This window comes from Kangiella shandongensis (assembly GCF_020005365.1).
GTDB lineage: Bacteria > Pseudomonadota > Gammaproteobacteria > Enterobacterales > Kangiellaceae > Kangiella > Kangiella shandongensis.
The window spans coordinates 299,367-320,460 of sequence record NZ_JACNML010000001.1; the positions used below are offsets into that span (position 1 = coordinate 299,367).

Annotated in this window: 21 protein-coding genes and 1 tRNA gene; 12 read left to right on the forward strand and 10 right to left on the reverse strand. The window is 46.3% G+C overall.

Going from position 1 to position 21,094, the window contains the following annotated elements; all coding sequences use genetic code 11:
• Nucleotides 1-70 precede the first annotated feature (70 nt).
• Entirely contained in the window at nucleotides 71-1,516 is a 1,446-nt protein-coding gene (gene rsmF, locus H7708_RS01280; protein ID WP_223668652.1) for a 16S rRNA (cytosine(1407)-C(5))-methyltransferase RsmF, read from the forward strand.
• Here the strand turns inward: rsmF and H7708_RS01285 are convergent.
• Nucleotides 1,513-2,217 carry a general secretion pathway protein GspB gene (locus H7708_RS01285; RefSeq protein WP_223668653.1) on the reverse strand — a complete coding sequence of 235 codons (705 nt, stop codon included), beginning with the start codon at nucleotides 2,215-2,217 and terminating at the stop codon, nucleotides 1,513-1,515. The genes rsmF and H7708_RS01285 overlap by 4 nt on opposite strands.
• Nucleotides 2,217-3,926: an ExeA family protein gene (locus H7708_RS01290; protein ID WP_223668654.1), complete on the reverse strand. Its 1,710-nt coding sequence runs from the start codon at nucleotides 3,924-3,926 to the stop codon at nucleotides 2,217-2,219. The genes H7708_RS01285 and H7708_RS01290 overlap by 1 nt, the downstream gene beginning before the upstream one ends.
• A gap of 97 nt (nucleotides 3,927-4,023) precedes the next feature.
• On the opposite strand from H7708_RS01290, the gene H7708_RS01295 reads away from it, so the two are divergent.
• Together H7708_RS01295 and H7708_RS01300 are read left to right on the forward strand one after the other, a co-directional pair.
• Nucleotides 4,024-4,476, forward strand: coding sequence for a DUF4124 domain-containing protein (locus tag H7708_RS01295; protein ID WP_223668655.1), 453 nt, complete (start codon nucleotides 4,024-4,026; stop codon nucleotides 4,474-4,476).
• A 4-nt stretch (nucleotides 4,477-4,480) separates the two neighbouring features.
• Nucleotides 4,481-5,716 (forward strand): multifunctional CCA addition/repair protein, encoded by a 1,236-nt coding sequence (locus tag H7708_RS01300; RefSeq protein ID WP_223668656.1) that lies wholly within the window; start codon nucleotides 4,481-4,483, stop codon nucleotides 5,714-5,716.
• Between the two features lie 12 nt (nucleotides 5,717-5,728).
• Here H7708_RS01300 and H7708_RS01305 read toward each other — a convergent pair whose 3' ends face one another.
• The 6 genes from H7708_RS01305 to folB all read right to left on the reverse strand — a co-directional run bounded on the left by H7708_RS01305 (nucleotide 5,729) and on the right by folB (nucleotide 10,025).
• On the reverse strand, nucleotides 5,729-6,550 hold the full coding sequence (locus tag H7708_RS01305; RefSeq protein ID WP_223668657.1) for an undecaprenyl-diphosphate phosphatase: 822 nt from the start codon (nucleotides 6,548-6,550) through the stop codon (nucleotides 5,729-5,731).
• Nucleotides 6,551-6,952: 402 nt separating this feature from the next.
• Nucleotides 6,953-7,210 carry a hypothetical protein gene (locus H7708_RS01310; RefSeq protein WP_223668658.1) on the reverse strand — a complete coding sequence of 86 codons (258 nt, stop codon included), beginning with the start codon at nucleotides 7,208-7,210 and terminating at the stop codon, nucleotides 6,953-6,955.
• Nucleotides 7,207-8,430 (reverse strand): class I SAM-dependent methyltransferase, encoded by a 1,224-nt coding sequence (locus H7708_RS01315; RefSeq protein WP_223668659.1) that lies wholly within the window; start codon nucleotides 8,428-8,430, stop codon nucleotides 7,207-7,209. The genes H7708_RS01310 and H7708_RS01315 overlap by 4 nt, the downstream gene beginning before the upstream one ends.
• Nucleotides 8,430-9,143 (reverse strand): SDR family oxidoreductase, encoded by a 714-nt coding sequence (locus H7708_RS01320; protein WP_223668660.1) that lies wholly within the window; start codon nucleotides 9,141-9,143, stop codon nucleotides 8,430-8,432. The genes H7708_RS01315 and H7708_RS01320 overlap by 1 nt, the downstream gene beginning before the upstream one ends.
• A gap of 12 nt (nucleotides 9,144-9,155) precedes the next feature.
• Complete coding sequence (gene folK / locus H7708_RS01325) at nucleotides 9,156-9,647, reverse strand: 2-amino-4-hydroxy-6-hydroxymethyldihydropteridine diphosphokinase (RefSeq protein WP_223668661.1); 492 nt, start codon at nucleotides 9,645-9,647, stop codon at nucleotides 9,156-9,158.
• A gap of 21 nt (nucleotides 9,648-9,668) precedes the next feature.
• Entirely contained in the window at nucleotides 9,669-10,025 is a 357-nt protein-coding gene (gene folB, locus H7708_RS01330) for a dihydroneopterin aldolase (protein ID WP_223668785.1), read from the reverse strand.
• A gap of 246 nt (nucleotides 10,026-10,271) precedes the next feature.
• On the opposite strand from folB, the gene plsY reads away from it, so the two are divergent.
• From plsY to H7708_RS01350, 4 genes are all read left to right on the forward strand, one after another.
• Entirely contained in the window at nucleotides 10,272-10,889 is a 618-nt protein-coding gene (plsY, locus tag H7708_RS01335; RefSeq protein WP_223668662.1) for a glycerol-3-phosphate 1-O-acyltransferase PlsY, read from the forward strand.
• Nucleotides 10,886-12,076 carry a Bcr/CflA family efflux MFS transporter gene (locus H7708_RS01340; protein WP_223668663.1) on the forward strand — a complete coding sequence of 397 codons (1,191 nt, stop codon included), beginning with the start codon at nucleotides 10,886-10,888 and terminating at the stop codon, nucleotides 12,074-12,076. The genes plsY and H7708_RS01340 overlap by 4 nt, the downstream gene beginning before the upstream one ends.
• 112 nt (nucleotides 12,077-12,188) lie before the next feature.
• Nucleotides 12,189-12,881, forward strand: a complete 693-nt coding sequence (locus H7708_RS01345; RefSeq protein ID WP_223668664.1) for a hypothetical protein — start codon at nucleotides 12,189-12,191, stop codon at nucleotides 12,879-12,881.
• Between the two features lie 4 nt (nucleotides 12,882-12,885).
• Complete coding sequence (locus H7708_RS01350; RefSeq protein WP_223668665.1) at nucleotides 12,886-13,299, forward strand: hypothetical protein; 414 nt, start codon at nucleotides 12,886-12,888, stop codon at nucleotides 13,297-13,299.
• On the opposite strand, the gene tsaD is transcribed toward H7708_RS01350, so the two are convergent.
• On the reverse strand, nucleotides 13,296-14,318 hold the full coding sequence (gene tsaD, locus H7708_RS01355; RefSeq protein WP_223668666.1) for a tRNA (adenosine(37)-N6)-threonylcarbamoyltransferase complex transferase subunit TsaD: 1,023 nt from the start codon (nucleotides 14,316-14,318) through the stop codon (nucleotides 13,296-13,298). The genes H7708_RS01350 and tsaD overlap by 4 nt on opposite strands.
• A 244-nt stretch (nucleotides 14,319-14,562) precedes the next feature.
• Between tsaD and rpsU the strand changes: the two genes are divergently transcribed.
• From rpsU to H7708_RS01380, 5 genes are all read left to right on the forward strand, one after another.
• A complete protein-coding gene (rpsU, locus tag H7708_RS01360; RefSeq protein WP_068989009.1) occupies nucleotides 14,563-14,778 on the forward strand; it encodes a 30S ribosomal protein S21 in 216 nt (71 codons plus the stop codon).
• Nucleotides 14,779-14,842: 64 nt separating this feature from the next.
• On the forward strand, nucleotides 14,843-15,289 hold the full coding sequence (locus tag H7708_RS01365) for a GatB/YqeY domain-containing protein (protein ID WP_223668667.1): 447 nt from the start codon (nucleotides 14,843-14,845) through the stop codon (nucleotides 15,287-15,289).
• Nucleotides 15,290-15,375: 86 nt separating this feature from the next.
• Nucleotides 15,376-17,154 (forward strand): DNA primase, encoded by a 1,779-nt coding sequence (gene dnaG / locus H7708_RS01370; protein ID WP_223668668.1) that lies wholly within the window; start codon nucleotides 15,376-15,378, stop codon nucleotides 17,152-17,154.
• 141 nt (nucleotides 17,155-17,295) lie between these two features.
• On the forward strand, nucleotides 17,296-19,170 hold the full coding sequence (gene rpoD / locus H7708_RS01375; RefSeq protein WP_223668669.1) for an RNA polymerase sigma factor RpoD: 1,875 nt from the start codon (nucleotides 17,296-17,298) through the stop codon (nucleotides 19,168-19,170).
• Nucleotides 19,171-19,293: 123 nt separating this feature from the next.
• Nucleotides 19,294-19,370: transfer RNA gene (locus tag H7708_RS01380), tRNA-Ile, on the forward strand.
• Nucleotides 19,371-19,684: 314 nt separating this feature from the next.
• On the opposite strand, the gene H7708_RS01385 is transcribed toward H7708_RS01380, so the two are convergent.
• Nucleotides 19,685-21,070 (reverse strand): amidohydrolase family protein, encoded by a 1,386-nt coding sequence (locus H7708_RS01385; RefSeq protein ID WP_223668670.1) that lies wholly within the window; start codon nucleotides 21,068-21,070, stop codon nucleotides 19,685-19,687.
• Nucleotides 21,071-21,094: the final 24 nt, after the last annotated feature.

Below are 21,094 nucleotides of genomic sequence, written 5' to 3' on the forward strand. Positions count from 1 at the left end.
AAGTCCAGTGGTAAGATAAGCAATAAAAGGCACAGCTCGTCTGTGCCTTTTCTGTATCAGTAACATAAACATGACCATGGCAAAAATTTCCGAAGACTTTATTCAACATATGTCGCAGCAGCTGCGCAATAGTGAACAGCTGGAGTCCCTGTTGTCCGCCTGCCGGCGGCCCTTACGGAAAAGTGTTCGAGCCAACCGGTTAAAAACTACGTCTCAAGAGCTTAAGCAGCTGCTTGAGAATAAAGGTTACCAGTTACAACCAATCCCCTGGTGTGAAGAAGGCTTCTGGCTGGACTCCGCCCCGACTAACGACCTTGGAAACTGGGTACCACACTTGCAGGGGCAATTTTACATCCAGGAAGCTAGCTCCATGCTGCCAGCTCTCGCCCTGCTGCACGAATTGCAAATCAATGAAAGAGTATCAATGCTGGATATGGCGGCAGCGCCAGGTTCGAAAACAACTCAGTTAGCAGCAGCGCTAAGCAACCAAGGCTTAATCGTAGCTAATGAGTTATCCTCTTCTCGCCTCAAAGGGTTGCACTACAATGTGCAGCGCTGCGGAGTCAGCAACACCTGTCTGTCCCACCTTGATGGCCGTTTGTTTGGCGACACCACGCCTGAATTTTTTGACGCCATTCTGCTTGATGCACCCTGCGGCGGCGAAGGCACTGTGCGTAAAGACGAACAGGCTCTGGCCGACTGGAATATTGATAGTGTTCGCTCCATGGCAGCACTACAAAAAGAGCTGATCGTCAGTGCCTATAAAGCGTTAAAACCCGGTGGCCGACTGGTCTACTCCACCTGCACCCTGTCCCGGGAAGAAAATCAGGAAGTCTGCCAATACTTATTGCAGCAGTTTCCGGACAGCATAACAGTGCACCCATTGGATAACCTGTTTGAGGGTGCTGAAGCTGCCACCACTGCCGAAGGCTACTTACATGTGTATCCACATATTTATGATAGCGAAGGCTTCTTTGTTGCCTGCTTTGATAAAAGTCAGAGTGCCGCAGCACAACCTCATCGTCCAGCAAGCCCCAAACGATTTAACTTCCAACCCATGACCAACAAACAACTGCAGGCATTTACCGCCTATTGCAAAATATTCGGCTGGGATATTAGCGATATACAGAATCGCTTATGGGTAAAAGAAAATAAGTCCAAATCGCTGGAAGTATGGCTGTTACCCGAACGCTGTGAAGCGTTAGCCCAGCACATCAAACTCAATCGTTACGGCATGAAACTGGCTGATATCATCAAGCAGGGTTTTAAGTTACACCATCAGGCTGCACAGTGCTTTGGCCAAGAGTTCAACCAACAAATCATTGAACTCTCAGCAGAGCAGGCTCAAGATTATCTGAAGGGTAAAGATATTCATCTGGAGGGCAGCTCCAAGCCTGAACATAAAGAATTTCTGATCAGCTACCAACGGCTGCCACTAGGCCTGGTTAAGCACCTCGGCAACCGCTTAAAAAACTGGCTGCCCAGAGATCTGGTGCGAGATAACAGTGTCGCTTAAGGTGAGTCAACGTTAACGTCTTCAAGACTCGGTAGTATAAATTCCTTACCTTTAAAACTCACCACCAGATCATTTTCCAGAATTTCTTTAACGTGAAAGTCTTTGCTGATCCTGTCGCCTTCGGCATAGGCTCGCCCATTAAGCATGACAAAGCGATCTTTAGGCTGAGTGGCGTAAATATGAGTGGTGTAGACCAGTGACGGTAGGTCAGCTTTGCTAATAGCGTCCGTTGAGTTCGCACGCTCTGTACCCTCATGAGCTGATATCTGTGAAGCTGTATTTGATGTTCTGGCAACCGGCTTTCTCTCAACCCTTTCGACTACAGGCGAAGCAACCTGAATTGGCTTGGACGCCACCATCGACTCCTGTTGTAGCTGGGTTTGATTGACTTCTGCCACAGCAGCGTCTGCTTGCTGCTCTTTTTTTGCCGTAGCTACTATCTTACTGGGCTGAGCAACTTGTTTAGGCTGTTGCTCTATATATTTTGCAAACTGTTGCGACGACGGATTAAACAGCATAAACAATAAAACACAAATGATTAAGACTAATACCATGACCACAATAGGCCAAAACCAGCGGATTGCTGACTTTTCTTCTTCAAACTCATAAATGGCATGCTCACTGGATAAATCCGGGATCTCATCCTGCTCTTTATTCGAATCCGTTTTGTCTTTTTTCAGGGCATCGAGAATATATGACATTAGCGTCCTCCAGGCTGACTATTGCCACTGTTTGAAGGAATGAGTTTAGGGATATTATCAACTACCTGATTGTTAATCATAATAACGGAGTGCTTACCTAAAATACCGTCAGCCACCAAACCATGATTCTGTTGGAATTTTAACAGCCAGGCTTCCACTTCTTTATTAAACCGATCAGCAGGCATGATATTAATATTATCAATGCTAAAAATAGCGTCAGTTAACCAGCGCACAACCGGACCAGAGTCCCCCATACTGGTTTGCTCAACAAAGCCATCCGGCATCTTCCAGAATAGTTGGTACTCACCCAGCCACAACGGGTTTAACTGAACCTGCTTCATGCGTACTTCATTATCACCAAATTGCAATACAAAATACTCACCTTCAATCGCCTTCAACGTTCCCCAGAAAACGCCTGATGTTTCGGTTCCGAACTTTAAATTTAATGGGCGGTTCAATTGCTTGATATAGGCCCAGTCAGCCATGCCAGAATCACAGCTTAAGTTATAGCCTGCGGCAAAGTCACAAGGGCGACTGGACTGGTAAGGGTAATAGGTGACGCCCCATAAAGCGAATAAATTACGCGCCGAGGTGATCCCGGTACGATCCCAGCTCTGCTCTCCCCACAGCTCCTGTGCAATGTCACCATTGCTCTTAATCGAAGAGACCTTATCCGCCTTATCGTTGACGGCAGAAGTTTCGTTGGCCAGCTCTTCTTCATTTGTTGTTTGAGTCGGCTGCTTTGCTACGCCAATTTCAGACTGCTGCTGATCGGACAATTGCGCCCACTGCGGATAATATTGCGGTACAAACCAATATGCTGCCACAATAATGAGTAGTAGACAGGCAGCAATGCCCCATAAGAAGCCATGTCGTGTACCTTTGCCGCTCTCCTGTTCTTCTTCGCCCAGAACTTCTTTGATCGCCCGCTTTACAATCGGCACCGAGACCATGCTCTTTTTTTCAACCGACGTCCCCAGCAATGCCCGATCCGATATCACATTGATTAAGCGCGGCACACCACCGCTAGCCCTGTGGATTTCCTTGATCGCTGCGGACTTAAACAAGGAGCGCTGCAGACCGGCAACTCGCAGACGGTGCTCAATATAAGATGCCGTTTCATTTAAATCGAGTGGTTTCAGATGATAACGAGCGGTCACCCTTTGCGCTAACTGGCGCAACTCCTTCTTGGCCAATAACTCCTGCAATTCAGGCTGACCAATAAGAATAATCTGTAACAGTTTCTTTTCGTTGGTCTCGAGGTTGGTTAACAAACGAATTTGTTCCATCACTTCGACGCTCAGGTTCTGAGCCTCATCGATCATTAAAACGGTATTCAATCCTTGCTCATGGTTGCTAAGTAAATAATCCCTCAGCAGATCGGTAAATGCTTTAAGGCTTTGCTCACCCGGCTGGTACTGGATCCCCAGCTCATCGCACATAGTTGCCATCAGTTCGATAGCATTGAGCTTTGGATTAAGGATATAGGCTAGCCGAACATTCGATGACAGCTGCTCCAAAAGGCAACGACACACAGTTGTCTTGCCGGTACCCACTTCGCCGGTTAACATCACAAAACCACCGCCGGAGCCAATGCCGTACAGCAGGTGTGCCAAAGCATCGCGGTGCCGCTCACTCATAAATAGGAAGCGAGGATCCGGTGCAATAGTAAAAGGCGTATTTTTAAACCCAAAAAAGTCGTTATACATAACGCAGCTCACAGCCCTGTTGAGCAGATATTGTCTAACTTATCCGCTTTGCTTATTATGACTAATATAGTGCAAAGCCACAATTGGTACAATTTTTATGTTTAAAGGAAGACGCATATTACTGCTTATCATAACGAGTTTAATGGTTTCAGCAGCCCATGCAAAAATCTACAAGTGGGTCGATGAACACGGTAATACACATTTCTCAGACAAACCGCCCAAGAACAAGACTATCAAAACCACCGAGCAAAGCTTGGATAATATGAACGTGACTGACATGCCACGTCCGGTAAAGACCAAGCCGTTAAGCGCGGTCGAATGTCAGAAAGCGGTCGATAACTTTACCAATAGTTACCAGAACCACCGGAAAAAAATCGAGCAGAGACTGAAGCGCAAGGAAATCAATGACATCCAGTTTGCAGACAAGCTCACTGAGCTGGAAGAAATGAAGAAAAAAATCACGCTAAAAAATTGCCACAAGGCTGATCCCAAACTCAACACCCTGCTACACTGTATGGCAAAGAACCCCAATACTCAGGTATGTGATTAATAGAATGAAGGTTTACCTCGTTGGCGGTGCAGTCCGTGACCGCCTGTTAGGCTTAAGCGTGACCGACCATGACTATGTCGTCGTCGGTGCGACTCCGGAAGACATGGAAGCACAGGGCTTTAAGGCTGTGGGCAAAGATTTTCCGGTATTTCTGCACCCCGAAACTGGTGAAGAGTATGCGCTGGCACGCACCGAGCGCAAATCCGGGCGCGGCTATAGAGGGTTTGAAGTTAACTTCTCCAAAGACATCACGCTGGAAGACGACTTAGTTCGCCGCGATCTGACCATTAATGCTCTGGCACAGGCCGAAGACGGCACTATCGTCGATCCTTATGGCGGTCAGAACGACATTAAGCACAAGATACTGCGTCACGTGTCACCGGCCTTTGCCGAAGATCCACTACGAGTACTGCGCGTTGCCCGCTTTGCTGCCAGGTTCCACCACCTCGAGTTTGAAGTCGCCCCTGAAACTCTGGCGCTAATGACCGAGCTGGTTAATCAGGGTGAGATGCAATACCTTACTGCCGAGCGCGTCTGGACAGAAACGCACAAAGCCCTGTCAGCTCAGTCTCCCCAGGTGTATTTTGAAGTATTGCGCGAATGCGGTGCCTTAAAAGAGCTGTTTCCTGAACTGGACTGCCTGTGGGGGATCCCCAACCCTGAAAAGTGGCACCCTGAAATCGATACCGGAGTGCATACCATGATGGTGCTGGAGCAGGCCGCAAAAAAAACCGATAACACCGTAGCCCGTTTTGCCGCCGTGATGCATGATTTGGGTAAAGGTGTCACACCCGAGGAACACTGGCCGCAGCACCGTGGTCATGAAGAGTCTGGCGTTCCACTGATCAAGTCGTTGTGCCGCCGAATCAAAGCTCCCAAGGATTACGAGTACCTGGCTATCCAGGTCTCCCGTTTTCACCTACACAGCCATAAGATGTTTGAACTGAGACCAAAGACCGTTTACAAGGTACTCAAATCGATTGGCGCTTATCGAAAAAACAATATCTTGGAGCCCTTTATTCTCGCCTGCGAAGCCGACTTTAACGGTCGTCTGGGACTGGAGAACGAGCCTTACCCCCAGGCAAATCTGTTGCGCGACTGCTTTAAGATCTCCCAGTTTATTGATGCCAGGCCGTTAATGGAACGAGGATTTGAAGGAGCTGAACTCGGCAAAGCGATCGAACGCGAACGCATAGCCAGAATCAAACACAGTCTTCAGAAAGCAAAAAACGGCTCGTAGGCCGCTTTTCTATCAACTAAAGACAAAGAACAGTAGAACAATACCCAGTACCATTCGATACCACACGAATGGCATAAAACCGATTTTTTCCAGCCACTTCAGGAAAAAATGAATACAGGTAAAGGCACTAACCGCTGACACGATGATCCCCAGGATCAAAAAGCTCCAATCGAATTTAGCCCCTTCTTCAACTAACTGATAGCCCTTTAAACCACCCGGTAACAAAATCGCCGGAATAGATAACAGAAACGAATACCGTGCTGCCGCTGTACGTGAGAAACCCAACATCGCCGCTGCCGTCATAGTAATGCCAGAACGCGACGTGCCGGGTATTAAAGCCAACGCCTGCGCCACACCAATCACCAGGACATCTTTCCAGCGCAGCTCATATTCATTTTTGAACTGACTGCGTTTTTTGCCGTTATACTGCGTTTCAGCAAAGGCCAGTAATAAGCCAAAAACAATCGTGGTCGCTGCGATCACCGAAATCGATCGTAAATAATTATCAACGATATCGAAATATTCTAAGAAAAGACCAAACAGACCCACGGGAATCGTGCCCCAGATAACCGCCCATGCCAGCCTCGAATTTGGCGTCGAGCCCTTACCGGCCACCGAACCACACCAGGCCGTGACCATCTCCACCACTTCCTTGCGGAAATAGATCAGCACAGCGGTCAGAGTCCCCACGTGCACTGCTACGTCAAAAGCCAGCCCCTGATCCTGCCAGCTCAATACTTTCGAAGTCAGAATCAGGTGTGCCGAGCTCGAAATCGGTAAAAACTCTGTTAGCCCCTGAATCAGGGCTAAGAATACTGCTTGTAGCCAATCCATATTGTTATCTCAATATTATTTATGTTTACATTTTTAATTACCCTTTTCTTTGCTCGTCCAAAGAAAAGGGCGAAAAGAAAAGATGCCCCGGTCGTTAGGTCTTTCGACTTCCTTCAATCATTAAAGGTTAAAAACATGCCGTCAAACGAAACATCCTGTTTCGTCTTGACTAAATTGGGCTTCCTGCCCAATTTGCATGATAACCTTTAATGCTTTCAGCTAACTCCAAGAGGGCCCTAAAGTTGCCTGAAAGCCATTCCTCAAACTGACAAATATCACTTCACTGAAATATTTTGTTCTTAGGCGCGGCGGAGTGAAAAGGATAAAAAAGGAGTTTATTCTAATAAATGACTTTTTTAACTTTTTACTCTAACAAAGCATAAGGACAAAATAGACAGTGGATTACTTAGTGACTCCAACATAGAAGCCATAGATCATAACCTCAACAAAAATAATAAACCAAAACCAGGCACCAAAACCCACAGCCTTTAAAGTAAAAGTATTGAGCTTTTTACTGCGCCACACTAAAAGCGCAGACAGTCCAGCCGATATTACAACGGCCAGTGCCAATAACCAGTACCAGCTGTCATCTTTACCCGCTGCGGCAAAGGTCAGTGGCGAAAACAACCCAATCAAGCCTGCAAAAATTACTTTTTTCATAGTGATTTAAACCCAGATAATGTGCCTGAGAAGTTTTTGGACAGTCCAAGGACTTTAATAGTTTGTCCCATTTCAGCAGGCATTAACAGTGTTTGTAACTGCTGAGCAACCGACAGGCCGGCTATTGTATCAGAATCTTGTGCCTGCGCCACGAACTGCTCAATGCCACTTAAGGTCAGGAAAAGAGCTTGTGACGTAAAACCCAAGATATCACTCCCCTGTTGCTGTGCAGTTTCTGCCAGTTGAGTAAAGTTCACGGAACAGGTGATGTCCTGCAAGCCCAGTAAAGCAAGTGGCGTCGAATGCTTTCGCTGACGGTAATAACACTGCAACGTGCCCTGTGGGCGATATGGCGAGTAAAGCTCTTCTTGCTCATAGCCATAATCCAACAGTATGACGCAGCCTTGTTCGAGGCTCTCCATCAGTGTTCGCATCCAGTCATTGCGTAACTCGGACGTTTCCACCAGATAACCTTCGGGCCACATTGAATAAGAATTAAAATTCCTCTTCTGCCAACCGCGGCTGTAGTCCGTGACATGAAACTCTAAGCTGAATCCGCGCTCATTGTATTTAACAAAACCCTGAGCTAACCCATGCTCCGTTTTCATTAGCAACTCAAAAGGAATGGCATCAATCACTTCGTTGCCAATGATCACCCCTTTAAAACTCTGCGGCAGTTTATCCAACCAGACAACTTTAGTGACCAGGTGGGGAAGCTCTGCTTTAAGCAGCTGCTGCTGGCGCTGGCGCAATTCAGCAGAAACTTCGAGAATATAATAAGTTTCCGGCACACGCTCTTCGACTTCCAGTTGCCGTAACAGATCACACATTAAGCGCCCAGAGCCCGCACCTAACTCAAGGATAACGGGCTGAGTATGTTCAAATGCCTGCATGATACTTTGCGCCAGAGTTTTCCCAAATAAAGGAGACAGCTCTGGCGCAGTAACAAAATCCCCCTGTGCTCCCAACTTATAACTACCGGCACTGTAATAGCCGAGCCCAGGTGCATACAGCGCCTGCTGCATAAAGTCTGAAAAAGGAATTTTTTGTTTCAGATTAATCAGCTCGGATACCTTTTGCGCTAAGGCAAAGCTCACATCAACCGCAGCAGAATTCGGTTCGGGTAACTCCAGCGTGCGGCATTGCTCCTCGATTAACTGCTGATAGTCGCTTCTGTCGCAACAAAACGTAGGGAACCTTGAACTGTCCATCACCGACATTATAAAAACTCACCACCATCGATGGGTAATACAGTTCCCGTAATAAAGTCCTGCCCCACCAAAAAGTTAACGGCGTCACCGACAGCTTTTGGCGACCCGGTGCGGGCCAGAGGGATTTGCTCAGCCATACGCTCGAAATGATCCTGATCGGCACCTGGCGGTGGCAAAATGGCGCCAAGAGCTAAACCATTAACTTGAACGTTAGGCGCCAGCTCGCGGGCAAGCGACTCGGTTAAGTGCCACAAGCCGGATTTTGACAGACGATAAACAAGATGATCTCCTCCGGGTTGATTCGTTCTTGCATCTAAAATATTAATGATATGACTGGCAATAGGCGCATGATCCACAAAAGCTTGCGCAAGCAGTAAAGGAGCTCTTAAATTCAGCCCCATGACTGAATCCCAATCTCCCAAATTCCCAAGGATAGAGTCTTCCTGCGGAAAAATAGCGGCGCTGTTAACCAAAATAGACAAATGATTATCGGCAAATACTCGCTCAATCAGTTCGCGACATTGCTCGGGTAACGACAGGTTAGCCTGATAAAGTTTTACACCGACACCAAACTTCTTTATGTCTTCCACCGTTTGTACGGCTTCTTTCGATGAATGGTTATAATGCAAAGCAATGTCATATCCTTGCTCAGCAAGAGCTAAGGCAACTGCTCTTCCCACTCGGATAGCCCCGCCCGTTATCAGAGCTGTTTTTCTAACCATGACTCTCCCCTTCTAACTCCAGTCAAAATCAATTGGCCACAATCTTTGTTCTTCTTTTTTGCTAAATGTCTGCCACAGCTGTTGGTAGGTTTCATCTTCTACAGGATGCTTTACATTTGGAGCAATTTCCGCCAGAGGCTGCAATACAAATGCATGGTACAACACTTCCCCTCGCGGTAAACGAATCGGTTTCTCGCACACAATCTCGTCATACAACAACAAGTCGATATCCAAGATTCGATTGCTAAACTTGGCTTCACCTCGAACCCGTCCGGCATCTTTCTCAATCTGCTTAAATGCTCTATCCACTTGAGAAATGGTCATTTGTGTCCGCGCAGAAGCCACCAGGTTGAGAAAGTTGTCGCCCTCAAAACCAACCGCCTCACTTTCGTAAACCCGTGATATATTCAGATCGGAAAAGTAGTAACCCAACTGCTTCAGTCCGTAGCGGATCTGACGCTCAGCGTCCTGATTGCTACCAATACTGATATAAACTGTAGCCATATAGCTAACCTTCTGAGCTCATTACGATTTCGTGCCGCGCTCAATCAAAACGCCAACATTCTTTGAGCCGCGAACAGCGCCTGGCTTACTTAACTTCAGCTTTAACCAGGACACGCCAAATTCCTCTTGAATAATCTGAGCAATCTTTTCTGCCAAGGTTTCAACCAACTGAAACTCGGACTCTTCTACAAAGCTTATCACACGCTTAGCAACCGACTTATAGTCCAGACACTGATCGATCGTATCTTCTTCGGCTGCGGGGCGAATATCATGTGCCATTTCCAGATCGATACTGATGGTTTGACGAATTTGCCGTTCCCAGTCATAAATACCAATCACGGTATCGACTTTTAAGTCTTCAATAAAAACGATATCCACTGCACTTCTCATTTATTGGTGTTGTTAATCCGATAGAATATCAAATTCCAGGCAATTTGTTATCAATCCGCTAACTTTTTGTATACACTACACCCAACAAGAGTTGCGAAGCAGCCGACAGACAAAACACAGAGAATATGGCATGACCAACAGGAGCCGAAACGACCACGACAGAAACAGCACTGCTAAGGTGCTGGAACCTGCTCCTGCCCTGCCTCAACATATCAAGGAATAAAGGACTCGAGCATGGAGTGGGAAGTCATTGGATTATGGATTTTAGCCTATTTAACAGGCTCCATATCCAGTGCTGTCATCGTCTGCCGCATTATGCAGCTGCCCGATCCTCGTGACTTCGGATCGCATAACCCTGGTGCCACCAACGTCCTTCGCCTTGGCGGAAAAAAAGCCGCTCTCTTTACCTTGATTGGCGACATGCTAAAAGCCGTGATCCCGATCTTAATTGGCTACGCGCTGGAGCTACACAACCGGAACCTTGGCTGGGTAGGTTTTATGGCCTTTATTGGCCATCTTTATCCGCTGTATTTTAACTTTAAAGGCGGCAAGGGCATGGCGACTTATTTTGGGGCACTGGTCGCACTGTCACCGTTACTACTCGCCTACTGTATTGTAACTTGGCTGGTTACCGCCTTTTTCACGCGTTATGCGTCACTGGCATCCCTGCTATCCAGTTTTGCTGTTGCAGCGTTTGGTTTTTACATGGATCATAGGTATTTCTTCCCATTATTCGCCATGTTCCTGATTATGCTATGGCGTCACCGCCAAAATATAAAGAACCTGCGGCAGGGAAAAGAGCGTAAAATTACTGACAAAAAGTTTTCGAGAAAAAAGAAGAGGTCTGAATGAGCCACGGTCACAACCCGAACCCGCTAAGGTTACTACCTCTACTCGCTTCTATCGTCGCCATATCTCCGCTGGCAATTGATATGTACCTGCCAGCAATGCCGACCATTGCCAAAGACTTATCGACCTCACCAACGGCTGTACAAAATTCTTTAAGTATTTACCTTGCGGGTTACGCCATCGGCATGCTGATTTTTGGACCAGTAGCGGATCGAATTGGTCGCCGCAAAGTTGTCATCATTGGCTTGATTGGTTTTGCGCTCTGCTCAATCGCCCTTTCTTTCGCGCAGAATATCGAAAGCTTTTTATCGCTACGTTTTCTACAGGCTGCTATCAGTAGTGGCGCCACCGTCGTCGTGCCTGGCGTGATCCGAGATATGTACGGCAAACATACGGCCAAGGGCTTGTCTTACGTCAGTATGATCATGATGATCGCACCCATGATCGCACCGAGTATTGGTAGCGCTATCCTGCATTTTGCTAACTGGCGTGCCATATTTATTGTACTCGCTGCTTACAGCTTAATAATTTTAGCTTTCTCGTTATGGAAGATGCCGAGCAGCATGCCATCAAAGAAAAACCGTAAATGGCTGCATGAGTTTCTTAATAACTACAAAACCGTATTTACCCACAGAACCGCGCGACTGGATATTTTCAGCGCCATGTTTGCGACTTTTGCTTTTTTCTGTTACCTGACGTCCATTTCGTACGTTTACATCGATTACTTTGGCGCAAGCGAAAAAACATTCAGTATTTTATTCGGCATAAATGTCGTCAGCCTACTGGCCAGTAACCTGATCAATAGCCGCCTTGTCGAAAGGTTGGGTTCACGCAAACTGCTGCGCTTTGGCACCGTTTATGCGCTCTTTACTGGCAGTTTCTTCTTCGCCGTGATACAGCTGGATTTAGGAATCTACTGGACAGCAGTTGCCTTATTCTTCCTACTCGGCTCACTCGCCTTTATTGCAACAAACTCAGATGGTCTGGTGCTCAACACCTTCGCCGAAAAAAGCGGCACCGCCACCGCCGTTATCGGCACCCTCCGCTTCGGCTCTGGAGCCATCGCCGGCCCACTGCTCGCTCTACTCTACGACGGCACACCGAGTAACTTCGCCTGGTTGGTTATGGTCTCGGTAGTCATGGTGTTTATTGTGCAGTTGATGAATTTAAGACAGGCTGCAAAGCTTTGAAGTCATCAGAATAGGGTAACACCTTATTCTGCGAGATAGTTCTCAGATAACTTATTTATGCTAAGTAGAATTGAAAGTTGTATAAGGAACATCTGCTAACCAAGGACGAACTATGAGCAAAACTTTCTCACTGCACGCTATTGATAAGATCAATGATATTTTTGAAAACCACGATAATCATGTCGGTAGTGAGCTTAAAAGACAGCATCCAGACAAATACAAAGATTATATGTCCAGCGACTGCATAACCATGGCTATTTGGGTATTAAAATATGCTTTTGAAAAAATTGGCAAGCCTGACGTCGCATCCAAAGTAGGAACGCTTGGAGAAAAAGGAACGAGTCTGGCTAAATATCTAATCAGTCATCATAACTGGAACGGTGTTTATTATAATCCTGATGTAAACCATCCACTTGACGGAGACGGTGAGCATACATTCAGTTATTACAATCAAGTCAAAAAGAGATGCCAATACAGTGTTGCTAGAGTTCCTGTAAATAGAAAAGTTATCAACTATAGTCCAAACACAAAAAAAGTTAACCAATACTTGAATCTCACTGAAAAAACAATGGTCAACTACAACCTATTTAAAAAGGTACCTTTTGGGTTAGGCATGTCTAGAGGAGGCTCCCATGTCTGGCTTTATTCAAAAGGAGAGGTCATGGAGTCACACTGGTCATCCATAGGAGCAGATTTATATACTCAAACGGCTCTCAGCAAATTTCAATGGCACTCTGGCATTATCGTCACGCCACCAGACTATAGACACCTACTCAGTCAAATATCAGAAGTAAAATGTGGTTAATTCTATGAAAAAAACTATTGTCTACTTATTTTTCTTAATCCTAACTGTGGCTGCCTGTGCCACAGAAAAAAAAGAGAATACCTTTAATAATGAACTAGTAAAGGTATCCACTAGAGTTTACTTGGGTAAATGGAATACCAAAGGTATTGGTGAAGCGCTCCCAAACGGTACCCTATTACTCAATCCCAAAGATTTTAAAGGTGATAAAGTCACCATTATTAGAGTTTTAAAATCAGGCAACACAAAAGAAGTCTATTACAAGGACCCTCAATCTGAAACTTCCTGGATCTATCAAGGAACTCACGATCAAGAGAAAATATTAAACCATCAATTTAAAAATACCTATATGATTACTCAGTTGGTCATGGGAAAAGATGGTGGCTCCCTAAAGGAGCGCTTCGAAATCCCCGAAAGCTAATCTAACTCCGCTATCGGCCATCGTGGCTTAGCTCGAACAACTGGTTCTTCGAATTGGCCTTGCTTCTGTTGTACCGCTTGATAGCGACAATAGCCGGCGTAGGCGATCATGGCACCGTTGTCGGTGCAGAATTTGGGACGTGGGTAGTAGGCCTTGCCGCCTTTGGATTCGAGCAGGTCGGTTAGTTTTGCTCGTAAGGCCACGTTGGCGCTGACGCCACCGGCGACCACCAGTCGCTTATGCCCCGTTTGCTCTAGCGCTCGACGGCATTTAATAAATATCGTATCCACCACCGCTTCCTGAAAGGCATAAGCAATATCGGCAAGCGATTGGTCAGACTGATCAGAGTCTTTGTATAAATTGGCAACTGCAGTTTTTAAGCCACTGAAGCTAAAGTCTAATCCGGGACGGTCAGTCATCGGGCGAGGTAATTTATATATCCCGGCTCTACCTTTTTCAGCAAGCTTTGCTAATGCAGGTCCACCTGGATAACCCAGCCCCATAATCTTAGCGGTTTTATCGAAAGCTTCGCCAGCAGCGTCATCAATCGACTCGCCTAAAATATCGTATTGACCCAAACCTTTGACGTCGACCAATAATGTATGACCGCCCGATACCAACAAGGCAACAAAGGGAAAGTCTGGCTTTTCATCTTCCAGCATAGGTGCCAATAAGTGTCCTTCCATATGGTGCACACCTATCGCAGGGATTCCCCAAGCATAAGCCAGGCTTCGGCCCACACCCACGCCAACGAACAAGGCTCCGATTAGCCCAGGCCCTTTGGTATAGGCAATCGCGTCTATATCATCTTTAGTACAGTTTGCCTGTTGTAGCACTTCTTTTACCAAAGGAATGGTCTTACGCACATGATCTCTTGATGCAAGCTCAGGCACCACACCGCCATATTCGGCATGCAGTTCAACTTGGCTATAAAGAGCATCACCAATAATCCCTTTCCCGGAATCATAGATGGCCACGCCCGTTTCATCACAAGAGGTTTCAATACCAAGAACTTTCATGCTTATGCCAGTTTGCTTTGCCTATATTCAGAAGAATGTCAAATTTTAAAGAAGTTTAGCCCAATTAGCGAGACCAGCGTGAAATTTGCTCATTTATGAATAAAATCATGGTTATTTCATGAGATCTCTTTGCTTTTTACGTCGAAAATGTTTAAAATTTGCGCCCTTCCTGTGGTAATAGCTTATCACGGATGGGTAACTTTCTGATTTTATTAACATTAACTTAAAGGTTAGGTGATTTTTAATGCCAAGCGTAAGAGTAAAAGATAACGAGCCATTTGACGTTGCATTACGTCGCTTCAAGCGCTCATGCGAGAAAGCAGGTATTTTGGCTGAAGTTCGTAAGCGTGAACATTACGAGAAGCCAACAGCTGTTCGCAAGCGTCAAAAAGCAGCGGCAGTAAAGCGTGCAGCGAAAAAAGTAGCTCGCGAAAACGCTCGTCGCATTCGCTTGTATTAAGCGCTTATTTTAAGCAATTTTTTTATTTTATAGAAAATAGCCATAAATAAGTGAGGGAATAGCCGTGTCAGAACTACATGATCGTCTTAAAGAGGCAATGAAAGAAGCCATGCGCGCCAAAGATAAGGAGCGCCTGAGTACTGTTCGCCTGGCTTTATCTGCTATTAAGCAGGTTGAAGTCGATACTCGTGAGACACTTGATGACGCGGCCATTCTTGCTATCTTAGACAAGCTGGTGAAACAGCGTCGTGACTCCATTAAACAATATGAAGATGCTGGTCGCCAAGAGCTGGCTGATGTCGAAAAAGCTGAAATCGACATTCTTCAAGAATTCCTTCCACAGCCTCTGACTGACGAAGAAATTGATGCCCTCATCGAAGATGCGGTTGCTAAAACTGGTGCCGAGTCGATGAAAGACATGGGTAAAGTCATGGGGATGCTAAAACCACAGCTTCAGGGCCGTGCCGATATGGGCGCCGTCAGTGGTAAAATTAAGGCGCGTCTGTCTTAATCTGACTTTTCAATTTGACAAACTAGGTAAAATATCAGGGCTCTGCTATTATTGAGCTACCTGATTATATTCTATAATTACATTTAATGGCCTTAATTCCGCAGCAGTTTATTCAAGAACTACTGGCTCGAATCGATATTGTCGATTTGATCGACTCGCGTATTCCGCTGAAAAAAGCTGGCGCGAACTATAAGGCATGCTGCCCTTTCCATGGTGAAAAAACACCCTCTTTTACCGTCAGTCAGGATAAGCAGTTTTATCACTGCTTTGGTTGTGGTGTTCATGGCAATGCCATTAGTTTTGTCATGGAGTATGACCGTCTTGAATTTCCGGATGCAGTAGAAGAACTCGCAGCCAGTTTGGGGCTGGAAGTACCGCGCGATGACAATGCTCCCAGCCGTCCTAAAGTCGACGCCTCGCTGTATGAGCTGATGAATAAAATCGCTAAGTTCTATCAGCGTCAACTGAGCTCACCACAAGGCAAACCAGCCGTAAACTATTTAAAAAAACGCGGCCTGAGTGGTGAAATCGCGAAACGCTTCGCTATCGGTTATGTGCCAAGTGAATGGCGTAACCTGGAAAAAGTCTTTCCACAACTGAAAACGGATCAAACGTTACAGAAACAGCTGATCGACTGTGGCATGCTGATCAAAAAAGACAACTCCATGTATGATCGCTTTCGTGATCGCATCATGTTCCCGATCAAAGATAAACGCGGACGCGTTATTGCCTTTGGTGGCCGTATTATTGATCAGGGAGAACCTAAGTACCTGAACTCACCAGAAACACCAATTTTTCACAAGAGTAACGAGCTCTACGGGCTATATCAGGCACGTCAGGCCAACCGTAAGCTCGAACGACTGCTGATCGTCGAAGGTTATATGGATGTGGTCGCGCTGGCTCAATTTGATATCAATAACGCTGTCGCAACGCTTGGCACCGCAACCACCGAAAGTCATCTGCAGCAGTTATTCCGCGCCACCCGCGAATTAGTGCTATGTTTCGATGGTGACCGGGCAGGACGTGACGCGGCTTTACGTGCTTTGGAGCACGGACTGTCTCAACTGCGTGATGGGAGAGAAATAAAGTTAATGTTTCTGCCAGACGGCGAAGATCCGGACTCAATGGTGAGAAAAGTGGGTAAGGATGAGTTTCTACAACAGGTAGCGCAAGCCATTCCGCTGTTTGAGTTCTTACTGGAACATTTATCCGCCCAGGTTGATTTAGAATCGGTCTCCGGACGCGGTCAGCTGGTGCATCTGGCAAAGCCCTACCTGGATAAGGTTACCGACCCGATTTATCATGAATTTTTCAGTAACGCACTGGCCGAAAAGGCCCAGCTATCCGTAGAGAAGCTAGAGAAAATTATTGAGCAGCCACAACAAGCGACTAAGCCCGTATCACAACCTAAACAGACGACCAACGGCCAAAAGATCAACAAAACCATCCAATTGGCGTTGACTTTGTTGTTGCAAAAACCACAGTTAGGGCTCAGTATAAAGAACGTAGCATGGCTGAAAACACTGCCGGAGAAAGGCCCAAAACTCTTGTACCAACTCCTTGAAATTATTCATAACAACCCCAAGATCAGTACAGGTACCCTGCTGGAATATTGGCGTGACCATGACAAGCTATACAACCGACTGGCGCAACTAGCCGTGGTTGAGCGTGAAGAGCGCATGCAGGGTAATGAACAGGCAGAGCTTAATGACTGCATGCAGCGGCTATTAAGACAAGCTCAGACCCAGCGTCTGGACTATTTAAGGCTAAAAGATAAACAATCCGGCCAAAAGTTAACGACAGCAGAAAAATCCGAATACCAGCAATTACTATTGTTGGCCAAACAAAAGCCCCAAAAGCGTTAGAGAAGCTAATGCTTGCTGAGATGGGTGCATATTCTGTATAATTTGCGGTTCGCCATGCGCTAACCGCGAGGGGTTTATACTGTGTATAGATCCTAGGGTTATTATTCGCAAAATGGTGTGATCACTACAAAGGTATTCTAGATGTCAGAGAATTCGCAACAGTCACAGCAGTCACAGTTAAAGTTACTCATTGCGCGAGGTAAGGAACAAGGCTTCTTAACTTATGCAGAAGTTAACGATCACTTACCGCCCGATATCGTCGATCCAGAGCAAATCGAAGATATCATCCGCATGATTAATGACATGGGTATTCAGGTTTATGAAACCACGCCTGATGCCGATGAACTGCTGATCAATGATGAGTCCGTCACCGATGAAGAAGCTGCAGAAGAAGCTGCGGCAGCTTTAGCCAGCGTTGATGGTGAGTTTGGGCGTACCACGGACCCAGTTCGTATGTACATGCGTGAAATGGGTAGCGTTGAGCTCCTCACGCGTGAAGGCGAAATCGACATCGCTAAACGAATTGAAGAAGGTATCCGCCAGGTCCTTACGGCCATTGGTAACTACCCGGACACTGTCCGTATTCTGCTCGAAGAATACGACCAGTATAAAAATGAATTTATTCGCCTGACCGATATCGTCACTGGCTTCCTTGATGGTGAAGAAGCTGAATTTGTGCAGGAAGAGTCAGAAGCGGCCCAAATCGCTAACGCCAGCGCTGAAGAATCTGATGATGAAGACATCGATGATGATGCTGACGACGATGACACTGACGATGACGAGACTGAAGAAGAAGTCGATACAGGCCCGGATCCAGAAGAAGCTGAAGAACGCTTCTCTGAGTTGGCTAAACAGTACGACAAGACCGTAAAAGCCATCAAGCGCTATGGTCGTGCCCACCAGTCTGCGAAGAAACACATTGAAATCATGTGTGAGCAGTTTTTAAACCTAAAACTGGCTCCACGGATGTTCGAATACCTGGTACAGAACCTTCGTACCAAAATGGATGGTATTCGTGAACAGGAACGTTTCATTATGTATTTAGCGGTGAGAAAGTCTCGCATGCCACGCAAGACCTTCATCACAACCTTCTCTGGCGCAGAAACAAATCCAGAATGGCTCGATGGCCATCTGGCGAAGAAGAGCAAATACTCCGAAGCTTTAGCAGAGCATGCTGAAGATATTCGTAAAGCACAGCGCAAAATGCAGCTAGTCGAAGAAAGCTGTGACTTGAGCGTACTCGAGATTAAAGAAGCCAACCGCGAAATGTCGATTGGCGAAGCCAAAGCTCGTCGTGCGAAAAAAGAGATGGTCGAAGCGAACTTGCGTCTGGTTATCTCGATCGCCAAGAAATACACCAACCGCGGATTACAGTTCCTGGATTTGATTCAGGAAGGTAACATCGGCTTGATGAAAGCCGTGGATAAGTTTGAATATCGCCGAGGTTACAAGTTCTCGACTTATGCAACCTGGTGGATTCGTCAGGCCATTACTCGTTCGATTGCTGATCAGGCACGTACTATTCGTATTCCGGTGCACATGATCGAAACGATCAATAAACTGAACCGTATTTCACGCCAGATGCTTCAGGAAATGGGTCGCGAACCACAACCGGAAGAATTGGCAGAACGTATGGATATGCCTGAAGACAAGATCCGTAAGGTTCTTAAAATCGCTAAAGAGCCAATCTCCATGGAGACGCCAATTGGCGATGACGAAGATTCGCATCTGGGCGACTTTATTGAAGACTCAACAATCGATTCACCGGTCGATGCAGCCACAGGCGAAAGCCTGAAAGAAGTCACCGATGAGATCTTGGCAGGCTTAACCGCTCGTGAAGCAAAAGTTCTTCGTATGCGTTTTGGTATTGATATGAATACTGACCATACGCTGGAGGAAGTCGGCAAACAGTTCGACGTGACTCGTGAGCGTATTCGTCAAATCGAAGCCAAAGCTCTGCGTAAACTACGTCACCCAAGCCGCTCAGAGAAGTTACGTACATACATCGACGAGTAGTTTAAAAAACAAAAACTTAGAATAGATCCGGATTTCTCCAGATTTGTTATTGCACGCGCAGGAATTTTCTCGTAAACTCCTGCGCGTTAATAGTTTTTTGCGCGACTTCTGCGCACTCCTATCGGGCCCGTAGCTCAGTTGGTTAGAGCATCCGACTCATAATCGGCAGGTCCCCCGTTCAAGTCGGGGCGGGCCCACCATCACTCTTACATGCCTTACTGTTCCTTGTTTATCAAACTGTATTTGGTGGCATATGTGATAACTTCTGTCACTAGTTATTTCGACGACTCCTTTCAAATCTTATACAGCAAAAAGCTCTGATCGACAGTATGAAAAGAAGGTTACAGCGTGCTGCATGGGATAAGCAGTTTCGAGCTTAGTTATTATTTAGTTAAATATAGGTACACTTTTTTGCATTGCATTCGTACATATTAACCCCAAGGCAGAAAGTATCAGGCCACGAGGGCCTGCTCTTTATAGTTTTACAGCTCACCAATACCCAGTCGAGCAAAAGTTAATGAGCTCTTTCCCCACTCTGATAGACGGCAACAATGTCTCGAACATTGGAAATATCTTGTGTCGGGTCACTGCTGAAAACGACAAAGTCTGCTCGCCAGCCATTCTCCAGTCGACCTAGTTCATTTTCTCGGTGAAGGACTTTAGCACCGTTTACAGTAGCTAGCTTGAGTACCTGCATCGGAGGTATTCCTGCTGAGGCCAGCAACTCCATTTCCTGATGGAAGCTTTCACCAGGTATTACCCACGGATTACCAAGATCAGTGCCCACACTGAGTAAAACCCCTTGCTCATGCAGCTGCTTTACAAATTCAAGTACCTTAGGCCAAGTCCTTTGTGCATTTTGATAATCTTTTTCCTGCCAACCAATATTGAAGTGATAAAAGTCTCGCCAGTTCTTAAGGTTTCCTGGGTAGGCTTGTTGTAACATCGTAGTGTCCGTGACACTCTCCTGATCCGCAAAGAATGCGTTGTAGAACACGATAAGTGTTGGGTCGACGGCGGTATTCTGCGCTACTAGCTCACGAAAAAGTTCCCGCATCGGCTCACTGTTAAGTTCCATATATTGATACCACTGATACCAACTAACACTCCCTGGACGCTTAGCCTTGATGTAAGCATCACCTGCTTTAGCTGTTAGCAGTTCTGATGAAATTGGCATTGCGTGAACCAGGTGATCAATGCCCAGATTTACACCTTGGGTCCAGCTAACTTCCTCAAGGTGGGCAATCACCGGAAGGTTGTGCTGCTTAGCACGCTTAATGGCAACTTTAATTTGCTCTTCACCGAGACCAGTGTAGAGCTTAATGAAATCAACACCCATTGCCGCCTGACGATCGACTGTTGCTATAATGTCATCCTCATCGCTAACAATATCAACCAGACCGTCAAAAGCTTCCGTATTGATGATGCTTCCCGCAACAAAGGCTCGAGGACCAGCTACTTTACCGAGAGTTTGAGCTTCCCTATATGCAATGTTCGTTGCCGTGTCACCACCAGGGTTACGAATACTCGTGACTCCAGCTTTCAGCAACTGCTGACCGTTCCAGCGCGCTATATCAAGAGAGTTATCAGCCTTAAGGACCATGGTTTCATTGGCTACTTCATAACTCACTGCACCGAGGTTGATATGTGCATGAGTATCAATAAACCCCGCACTGACATAATTTCCCCTTAGGTCTACTGTTTCTACTGATTCAGAAAGCTTGAGGCTTGGCTCCCCCTGACCCACCTCAACGAAATGACCATCATCAACCACAAGATAGCCATTAGGTAGCACTTCAGAGCGTTCAGGAAAAATTAAAGCTGCGTTTTTATACAAGGTCTGACCCTGTGCAAAAACAAGGTTTGGTATTAGCAACGCACAAAAAAGTATTCGGTACATAATAAAGTCCTTTAATCACTTAGG